Annotated in this window: 8 protein-coding genes; 6 read left to right on the top strand and 2 right to left on the bottom strand. The window is 63.9% G+C overall.

Annotated features, from left to right (window positions below):
• Positions 1–420: 420 nt before the first annotated feature.
• Complete coding sequence (locus tag GNZ13_RS49870) at positions 421–1443, top strand: helix-turn-helix domain-containing protein (protein ID WP_172178848.1); 1023 nt, start codon at positions 421–423, stop codon at positions 1441–1443.
• 22 nt (positions 1444–1465) lie between these two features.
• On the opposite strand, the gene GNZ13_RS49865 is transcribed toward GNZ13_RS49870, so the two are convergent.
• The gene (locus GNZ13_RS49865; protein WP_172178846.1) at positions 1466–2773 is read right to left on the bottom strand and encodes an MFS transporter; all 1308 of its coding nucleotides are present in this window, start codon (positions 2771–2773) and stop codon (positions 1466–1468) included.
• A 1334-nt stretch (positions 2774–4107) separates the two neighbouring features.
• Between GNZ13_RS49865 and GNZ13_RS49860 the strand changes: the two genes are divergently transcribed.
• On the top strand, positions 4108–4395 hold the full coding sequence (locus GNZ13_RS49860) for a hypothetical protein (RefSeq protein ID WP_172178844.1): 288 nt from the start codon (positions 4108–4110) through the stop codon (positions 4393–4395).
• Positions 4396–4455: 60 nt separating this feature from the next.
• On the opposite strand, the gene GNZ13_RS49855 is transcribed toward GNZ13_RS49860, so the two are convergent.
• A complete protein-coding gene (locus GNZ13_RS49855; RefSeq protein WP_172178842.1) occupies positions 4456–5718 on the bottom strand; it encodes a tyrosine-type recombinase/integrase in 1263 nt (420 codons plus the stop codon).
• A gap of 157 nt (positions 5719–5875) precedes the next feature.
• Here GNZ13_RS49855 and GNZ13_RS49850 point away from each other — a divergent pair, with 157 nt between their 5' ends.
• The 4 genes from GNZ13_RS49850 to GNZ13_RS54555 all read left to right on the top strand — a co-directional run bounded on the left by GNZ13_RS49850 (position 5876) and on the right by GNZ13_RS54555 (position 8996).
• The gene (locus GNZ13_RS49850) at positions 5876–6952 is read left to right on the top strand and encodes a DNA-binding protein (protein ID WP_172178840.1); all 1077 of its coding nucleotides are present in this window, start codon (positions 5876–5878) and stop codon (positions 6950–6952) included.
• A gap of 5 nt (positions 6953–6957) precedes the next feature.
• On the top strand, positions 6958–7170 hold the full coding sequence (locus GNZ13_RS49845) for a hypothetical protein (RefSeq protein WP_172178837.1): 213 nt from the start codon (positions 6958–6960) through the stop codon (positions 7168–7170).
• Positions 7171–7181: 11 nt separating this feature from the next.
• Positions 7182–8072 (top strand): DEAD/DEAH box helicase, encoded by an 891-nt coding sequence (locus GNZ13_RS49840; RefSeq protein ID WP_236002552.1) that lies wholly within the window; start codon positions 7182–7184, stop codon positions 8070–8072.
• A gap of 441 nt (positions 8073–8513) precedes the next feature.
• A complete protein-coding gene (locus GNZ13_RS54555; RefSeq protein ID WP_407945721.1) occupies positions 8514–8996 on the top strand; it encodes a hypothetical protein in 483 nt (160 codons plus the stop codon).
• The last annotated feature ends 406 nt before the right edge of the window (positions 8997–9402 follow it).

Here is a 9402-nt window from a genome sequence, read left to right as displayed (position 1 = left end):
GGTGAAATCACTATCAATGCGGGGATTATAAGCGAGGGGGTACTCACGCCGGGCTTGTCGTCAGCCAACGAGCCGTTCTGGTGACCCAAACGCTGACGGCGTTGCTCCCGTCGGTTGTGGTGCCAATAGCGAAAGCGAGCGAGAAGCCGCCAGTTTGCGCGTCAACTCAACAAACTGAAAGCTTGGCTATCCAGACGACAGGCGCGGTAGTCCCTGTGAGCCGCACGTCGGTCAGACCGAGTTGGCCTCAGCGAATGCGATGCATCAGTTCGATCCCGGAGATCGTAACGGTCGAGTCAGCTCCTGAATAATTCCAGACCCGTTTTTCGAAAAATTCACGCCGGGCAGATTTTCGGTTAAATTCCCAAAGCATCTACTCCAGAAGACGTCCTGGCACATTCCAGTAAAGAACTGCTTCGCATGAACTCCCGCGCACCCACGGTTGATGTCTGCCGTCCGCTGAAACACGGCATTGCCCATAGTCATTTCAGCGTGCGGGGGGAAGCGCCACAGCGGCGCTTGCTCGCCTGGCGGGATCGGGTCGGTCATCTTGTTGACGTGCTGCCCTTGCGATCTGACCTGGAGAGGCCGTTCCAGGCTTCGATTGACCGCTATCAGGTTGGCGAGCTTGTATTTACGGATTGCCGGTCGGACCTGATTGTGCTCGAGCGCTCACTGGCCCGGATCTCGACAGACCGGGTACGCGACTTCGTCTTTCATGTGTTTCTGGAGGGCGCGGTTGAGAACGTCGCCGTGCGCACCTCGCGGCGCGATCCCACGCCCTCAGCCGCAAGCATCCTTGCACTGGATATGAACCAACCCGTTCGAATGCAACGCCAAGCATGCAGGGTGATCGCGTTTTTCGTGCCGGGCGAGTTGGTGCAGGAAGTCTTTCCTGATCCGGAGGCCATCCACGGCCGTGTGCTCCATGGTTCGACGCCGCTCGAGCGACTGATCATCGAACACGTTGCGGCGCTCAGTCGGACGATCGCATGCATGAGTGCCGGTGAGGCCGACGGCGCCATACGTGCGGCGGCCAAGCTCCTTGTCGCAGCGTTTGGACGGCAGGTGCGCCTGAGCGGCGACACGCGCGCTGCAGCCCGGGCAGCCATGTTCGGTCAGGTACGGCGCTATATTCAGGCGCACCTGACTGAAGATGAACTCTCCCCCGAAAGTGTGCTAAATGCGCTTCAACTTCCTCGCCCGACCATCTATCGCCTGTTTCAGCATGAAGGCGGCGTTGGCGCTTATATCCGCCACCTGAGGCTACGCCATGCGGCCGATGAACTGATCCGGTATCCGCACTTATCGGTGATAGAGATTGCCTACGGACTCGGCTTCAAAAGTGCGTCTGATTTTACGCGCGCCTTCCGGCGAGCCTACGACATGGCGCCGCAGGATTTTCGGGCTCTAGCTGACAAGATGGTTCAGACGCAGCGATAGGCGTCCATGCGTGCGCGGCGGTTCAGGTTTCGAGGCGCCGTTCCTTGAAAAGCATCAGCGCACAGAAGCTCACCAAACACGCCGGCGCCACATACCAGGCTGCAGACATGGGATCGCCGGTCCATCTGATCAATGCCGTCACGATGAATTGAGCAGTGCCGCCGAACAAGGCGACGTGCAGCGCATGCGAAACGGCCATGCCGCTGGCGCGCACCCGCGCAGGAAGCGCTTCGAGCACAAGCAGGGCGACCGCGCCGGCGCCGAACGCCACCATTGTGCTAATGAGCCCGACGCCGCACAGGATCGGCAGCGCGCTGGTCGCGCGGGTAATCATCAGAAAGACCGGATAGACCAGAAGCGCCGTGCATCCAGAGGCGAGGAGGGCCAGTGGCTTGCGGCGAGGCAGACTGTCTATGAGACGGCCGGCCAGCGGCGGAATGACGACCAGCAGCAGCGCAGACAACGCGGAAGCCAGAAATCCGATGACGGCCGGCATGTGCATCACGCGAGTCGCATAGCTCGGCATGAAGTAGACGATCGCGTAGACCGGTATGGTTTGCCCCATCATCATCAGCATCGCCAGCAGGATCGTCGTCCCATGATCGCGACACAGTTCGGCGAGCGGTGTGCCGGCATTTCTGGCGGTGTTGGTGGGAATCGGATCATCGCGAAGCCGATGGCGAACGTAGAGACCGACTGGCGCGATCAGCAGACCGATCAGGAATGGGATCCGCCAGCCCCACGAAGCAAGCGCGGCCGGTGACACCGTGCTGGTGAGTAGCACGCCCAGGGTTGCGCCCAGCAACGCGGCCGCGCCCTGGCTAGCGAGCTGCCAGCTGACCAGATAGCCGCGACGCGACACGGGCCCCGCCTCCAGCACGAAAGTCGCGGCAACTCCGATGTCGCCGCCGACGGCAAAGCCCTGCAACGATCGAGCGGCGATGACAACGAGCGGCGCAATCACGCCTATGCTGGCAAACGACGGGCACAGGCCGAGCGCGGCGGTTCCCAGAGCCATCATCCAGCTGGTCCTCGTCATCGCTGCGCGGCGTCCCACGCGGTCCGCGTAAGCGCCGATGATCATCGCGCCAACAGGTCGCATGAAAAAGCCGACGCCGAATGTACCGACGGCCCACAGCAATGAAGTCATCGGATCGTTCGCTGGGAAGAACCGGTCTCCGATCATCACCGCGAAGAATCCGAAAACGGTGAAATCGAACATTTCGAGGCCAGTCACAAGCGATGCTGCGACAACGGTTTTGAGAAGCTCGCGGGGATTTTCTTGATTGCCGGAAGGCTGGTCGCACGTCGCGAAGGGAGGCGTGAACATTCTTTTGTAAGGTCGTCAGTAATGGCGCATGAGTTTCACGTTGAAAACGCATTCTCGCGACGCGGCGCGTTGCACGATACCACGCGCGCCCCTTCGCTGACCGGCGGCGCACACGTGGCTCTCGCTCCGGGAGTCCGGTCCGGTAACATGGGACGGTCCCTGCCTTGCCAGATGAGGATATTCGATAACGTTTGCGTCTTGACAAAGCGAATGTCCAACGAGGGTGCAAAGCCCTGGTCCGCGCTACACCGAAGTCGACGGGCAAAGACCGGTAACTGGGGAAAGGTGCGGCAGATTTGCCAGACGGCCATTCGAAACGTCATTGGCGATTGACCGGTGCTGGCCTTGGGACGGACCGTAGTAAATCTCGTCCGATCGGCGGCTTCGGGTCGACGAACAGCCCTAAACGACTACCGCCAATAGCCCCCGGGCGAACGCTGGCGCGTGAGGCCTGCCCTGTTACTCGTCGTTCGAGTGGGTGCCTCGGCTGATCACCTGCCGCGACCAGGTTGATTGAAACGATGCTGGCTCAGACAGAGTCAGCCCGTTGGTCTCCCGAAATGGCTCACCTTTTGGTGCCCGATCAAAACATGCAGATGCAACTAACCGTCTTGCGTTTTCTGCGACTCGAACACACCAAACCCCCGGTCTACAAGGAAGCGACGGGGCGCCCATGAACGAGACGCCCGTACCCTGCAACCTGGGCGGGCATCCGACACTGGCGATGGTTCTTTCTGTTGAATGTGAACGTGAGCGAAGAGGAAAAGGCGGATGCTGATGACAGACGCGGCGCGTGGCGGCTATTGGTAGCAGAAAATCCCCGCAGGCAGTGCCGCTATAATCTGCCCGTTCTCAACCCGCTCCCTGCACCCTCAGAATCCGTGTCCTCGAAGCGAAATAAGTCCCGCAGCTCCCGCGGCCACAAACCGCTGACCAGGGCGCTTCTGCTACCAATGGATCGTGCGTCGGCAAACGCACAGTCGCTCGCCTGTCATCTTGTGTTAGCGGCGGCGTCAAATTCGTCCAAAACAGACGGTTTGAAATTCACATTGATGAAGCGCTAGCGCGGTGGTGGCGAGCTGGTTCTGCGCCACGGCTGACTTTGGGAATGTATCTTGGTAAGAACGCACCAACCACAAGGAAAACAAGGGAAAGGAGCGAAGAAAAACCAGGTCATAGATAAACCGGACCCGAAGAAGACGAACCAAGAAAAGTCAGTTCCACGCAGTGAGTTTCACACCGTCAGGTTTCGACGACGTTCAAGTTGCCGATGACATCTTGCGCTGGTCGCATGCCGCAGTGGTCACGGAAACGGACACCACGTCAATGAACTCATGCGAGTGGTGTATCTGGGCTGGTTTCTGCAGCGGGCCGGATACGGCACCTGTCCGGCCGGGCAGTTCAAGGTTGTCGAGTATGCCGTCGAAGCGACTCTGGCCCATGCTCACGAATGTGGTGAATGGCGGCTACCGGTCGAGACGATCGTCGATTTCGAGGCAATGCTGGCCCTTTACGACTCGCAACTCGCCCGTGCGCCGCTGCACGAAGTCCTCACGGCGGAGCAGAAGCTCAGGGCATTCCTGGCCGGGACGTCCCGTTCCCCCATTCCCGTGGATGCCTGATTCTGACCGGGACTGGACGGGTAGTGGCCCTCCGGCGTCAGGCGGCAGTCGGCCTGTCTTTCAGTGATCGTCGGGCTCGGCCGTTGCGGTCTGGGCTGGTCGGTCGCTCTGCGCTGAACCGGGTTCTGAAGCAGGCCGCGCTTCCCAGTTCATCCGGTGGCGTTTCACCGTTTCGCGATAACGCCGGTCCTCTTCCTCATGCAGATAGAGACTCGTGGTGTTCAGTGACACGTGACCGAGATTGTCGCGTACCGTGCGCAGGTCGACACCGCCGTCGGCCTGGTGCGAGCCTGAGGTGTGCCGCAGCCAGTGCGCCGACGCACGGTCCAGTTCACCGGCGCGATCCGCGAACTCAGGTCCGCGGGTGCGTAACCAGTCCGCCGCGTTGCCAAACACGCTTCTGATCGCGTCGTGCACGGCTGAGCGCGACATGCAGCGGCGCTTTCCCCTGAACGGGATGACGAGCGGCGTGTCGTCGGCGCGGCCTGGCAGCGGCGGCAGACCGTTCGCCTTCCGGTAGCGGATCAGTTCGGCGATCAGTTCGGGCGAGGCGGGGACGATCCGCTCCTTCGCACCCTTGCCGACAATGCGGAGCCACCACTGCTCGAGTCCGTCGGCGCCGAGCCGCCGCGAGAAGTCGCCCATCCTGCCGGCGGCGACCTCGGAGAGGCGCATACCCTGCAGGTAGAAGAGGGTAGTGAGCCACCGGCAGCGCGCGGAGTACGCCTGCTGCGCCGCGGTGTCCTGCGGTAGCTGCGCAACGAAGCCCTTGACCTCATCCCACAGCGAGACCGACAGGTAGCGCGTGACCCGCGGTGCCGCGGGTTTGCCACGCTGGCGCAGCAACGCCATCGGGTTGCCGCGCAGGTAACCGGCGTCGACCAGCCAGGTGAACATGCCGTTCAGGATGACCAGCGCCTGGCGCTGGCTGGCCGGCGACAGCGGGCCGTTGAACGGCCGCCAGCGTGCGTCGCCACGCGGGTATTTGCCGCCGCTGGCTGACACCCAGCGGTGTTCGGGTTGCGGGTTGGCGAGAAACACCCTGAACAGCAGCAGATCCTCGTGTGTGAGCGACGACAGCGGCTTGCCGGACTGCACGACGGCCCACAGCAGCAGCCGTTCGGCTTCCTTGCGGTAGCTGTCGAAAGTCGTCTGCGTGTCGGCGTAGTTGGCAAGCCACGCGCGCAACGCATCGAGGTCATTGCGGGCCGCCAGCTGCGAATTGCGGGCATCGCCCCGGTTGGTGCCGTCGCGCCCGTCCAGGCGTGCCGGAATGACGAGCGACTCGACGGGCTGCGCGGACGCAAGCGGGGTATCTGGCACGGTTCGGGCGGCTCCGGCGGGTGTGACGCGGTGACGGCCGCTGCTCCCGGCAATCTACACGACATTATAACTGTAATGTCGTTTAGCCCGCCACATGCGTTGTATATATGGCGTTTTACGTTGTATTATTGACGGACCCAAACGCGTCTGCTGATCCATGTCCAGTGTCCCGCCTGATGTTCAACCCGATGACGCGCGCCTCGCGGCCGAAATCGACCGTCTGAAGGTGGAATTTCCCAAGACGCGCGAGCTGTACCGCGAGGTCTGTGCGCTGCTGTTCTTCCGCTTCGACATCACGCCGACCGCGAACCGCCTCTATCAGCTGGTCCGGCGCGGCAGCATGGGCACGCCCGCCGCGGTGCTCGGCGAGTTCTGGGCGGAACTGCGCGAGAAGAGCCGCGTGCGCATCGAACACCCGGACCTGCCGGCTGATCTGCGCGACGCGGCGGGGGAGCTTGTCGCGACGCTGTGGGTGCGCGCGACCGCGTCCGCGCAGGCGCAACTCGAGGCGCTGCGCGCGGAGGTGGAGGGGGAGAAGGCCGACGCGCAGGCGGCCGTGGCGGCTGCCCGCGGCGAACTCGAACGCACCGAGACCGCACTCGAGTCGCGCACGGCCGCCCTGCTGGCCGCGCAGGTCGAGATCCGTGAACTGGACAGGGCGCAGGCCGAAGGCCACGCGGCGCGGCAGGCGCTCGAGGCGGAAATCACACGGCTGAAAAACGAGGCGGCGGCGCGCGACCGTGAACTGGCGCAGGTGCGCGAAGGCTTCTCGCGGGATCTGGAGAAACTGCGCGAGAGCGCCGAGCGGGCCGAAGAGCGCCTGCGTGCGTCGGAAAAGCGGGGGTTGCTCGAGATCGACCGCGAGCGCGGCGCCGCCGCGAAGCTGCAGAAGGAGGTCGATGAGGCGACGAAGCGGGCAGACAAACGCGAGACGGACCATCGCCGCGTGGTCGAGGCGCTGCAGGCGCAGCTCGGTGACGCCCGTCATCAGGCGGGCGTGCTGCAGGGGCGGCTGGATGCGGTGCAGGCCACAAACGTGACGCTGCAAAAACAGCTGGCGGTGTTACATCAGGCGGAAGCCCGGCCGCCCCGCACGAAGGCCGCCGCCCCCGCACGTCCAGCCGCAGCACGCCCGGCGGTGACGCGGCCCTCGCGGGCGCCAGGCACGTCGCGTCAGGCACCGGCGGCACCGGCGACGGCCAGCAAGACCGCGGGGCGCCGCAAGCGCGGATAGGCCAGATGGAACGAAAAAACCGCCAGCGGAAAGGGCGCAAAACCCCGGCCTGCCCGCCGATCGGCGCGCTGATGCGCTATGGCGAGCGGATCGTGCGGGTGGTCGCCGAAGCGAGCGGCCAGCGCGTGATCATCGAGTCGGTGGACGAGGACGGCCGCACCTTCCGCAGCACGGTGAAATGGGCTAGTCTGACGGCTCTTCACGATCAGCTCTTCTGAGTGCGATGGCCATGCAGCAACTCGACATCTTTGCCGACAGCCGCGACGTGATGTTGCGCAACGACGTGCTGGAGCCGCTGCAGCGGCGTGATGCGACGGCCGCGCGAGCGGCGCTGGAGCTGCTGGCCGGCGAATACCCGGACGACGGTGCGCTGCCCGCGATGTCCGTGCTGGTGTGCGAACTCGGGCGCGGATCGACAGCGCCATTTGCTGACCATGCGGCGCTGGCCATCGCGCGCCGCTATCTCGAGGACGAGGTCATGCCTGCCGCCCGGCGGGTGCTGCCCGTGCATGCGATCCAGCCGTGGCTCGCACCGTGCTGGCGGTCGCTCGCCCGGCGGGCCGGAACCCTCGCCTTTCGCGGCGCCGAGACCGACAGTCACGCCGCGCCCCTATGGCTTCTGGCCGGCGACTGGGCGGCCGCCCGCGAATCCGTCGAGGGCATTGAATCCTGGTGGCGCATTCCGGCACCGCTTGCGTGGATGGCCGAGGCACGCTACCGGACAGATGGGCTGGATGCCGCGTGGCCACTGCTCGCGGAACTGGCGTGGCTGGCGCCTGCACGGTTCGTGGCGTTGCTGCCCGGACTGGGCGACGCGTCGCTTGACGCGCTACGCCAGCGCTTCGATGCGCAGTTCCCCGGCTCGGGCGAGGTCGACGATTACTCCTGGTTCCCGGCCTGGCTGCTGGTGGTCAAGCCGGCGCTCGCGGGCCGGCTGGGTGAGGCGCGCGTGCAGCGTGACCAGGCGGCCTCGCGGGCCATGGTCCTGCTGGGCGAGGTCCTGCGCCGGGAGCACGAAGGCGACCAGCACGAACTCATTGGGCTGCGCCAGGAACTCAGGCGCCTGCATGCGGGCCTGTTCGACGCGTATATGGCGACACGGAAAGTGCAGCACCGGTGAGGGGCACGACGCCCACGGTGTTTTGTCGCACGTCGCTGTGCCACCGCGTTTGTGCCCCTGGCTGCACCGGATTGTCGACCGGGAAGGGCGTGACACATTGCCCGAAGGCTGACCGGTCGCATGGAGCCGCTTGCGGGAGGGGGCCGTGCTCCCCGGGGTACGCGGGCAGAGGTCCCCTCGGTCGTACCCTGACGCGTAGGCACTGACAGCTCGATCCGGATGGGGTGCCGCCCGACGCGAGCAGGCAGGCCGTGGGCGGTCGGATCGTCATCCGCGTGTAAGCGGGATCAACGGGAGCGCGGAACTCTTCATTGACCGCCATCTTTTCCTCGAAACCCGGAACAGCGACGGCCGGGCGTCTCTGCGCGTGTTGTTGCGGAACCCGACAATGCCGGGGAACACTACCTGGACCAGATTGCCAGGTCGCGCCCGAAGGGGGTGATGAATTCGACGGTTGAAAACCGCTTCCTCGGCATTGCGCTCGGTTTCGACGTTACGGTCATCGTTCTTCCTTCAAGTCTGGCAATGCAGGCAGCCGGGTACAGGAGCCCCGTCCTCGAAATAGCGTTGCGAACCGCGATTCACCATGGTAGAAGCACCACACGAATGCGCCCGTTTGCGGCACGAAGAACACGACAGGAGTATGAGGTGAAACGAACCGCGGAAAATCAGCGGAAGGTGGTCGCGGTACGCGTCAACCCACAGATCGAGCAAAGGTTGCGACTATTGGCTGAATTAACGGGACGCAGGCAATCGTTTTTTCTGCAGCAGATGATCGAGGGCGGCATCGGCGCGATGGAGGATACCTGGCTGCCACCGGATGTTCTCTCGCGGGTCCGGAGCGGCACGATGCCGTCGCGGCAACAGGCGAGCGACGCGATTTCAGACCTCTTTGGTAGCTCATTGCCCGACCAGGCGAGCTAATAAAGGGTAGCGTTTTGCGCAGAAAATGGCGGTAATAAGGCTGCCAGGACGCGCAACTGTTCTGAGCACACTGCGAGCGACGCTCCCGGCTCCATGCCGTCATGTGTATCAGGGGCTGGCCGACCGACATCCCGTGCGGGAAAGCGGATGCGCATCGGTCGACAGTAAAATAGTCGCCTCGCCGGACCGAGAACAGGATCCCGGCGGTACGTGCCGAAACACCACCGTTAGTTGCCGCGGTCGCGTGGAGAATCCGGCGAACGGCGCGAAGGCGACCAAGGGAGCGAAACCAACGCATGAGCAACGATCCAACGCCGATGCCGCAGCAATTTTCGCTGTTTAACGATGCGCCGCAACATGACGCGGACGATGATGCCGGCGAGACGTCGGTGCCGGGCAAATACAG

Source organism: Paraburkholderia elongata, assembly GCF_013177735.1.
GTDB lineage: Bacteria > Pseudomonadota > Gammaproteobacteria > Burkholderiales > Burkholderiaceae > Paraburkholderia > Paraburkholderia elongata.
Note: the sequence above shows the minus strand (reverse complement) of the source record. Positions and strands in the feature narration are given on the sequence as shown.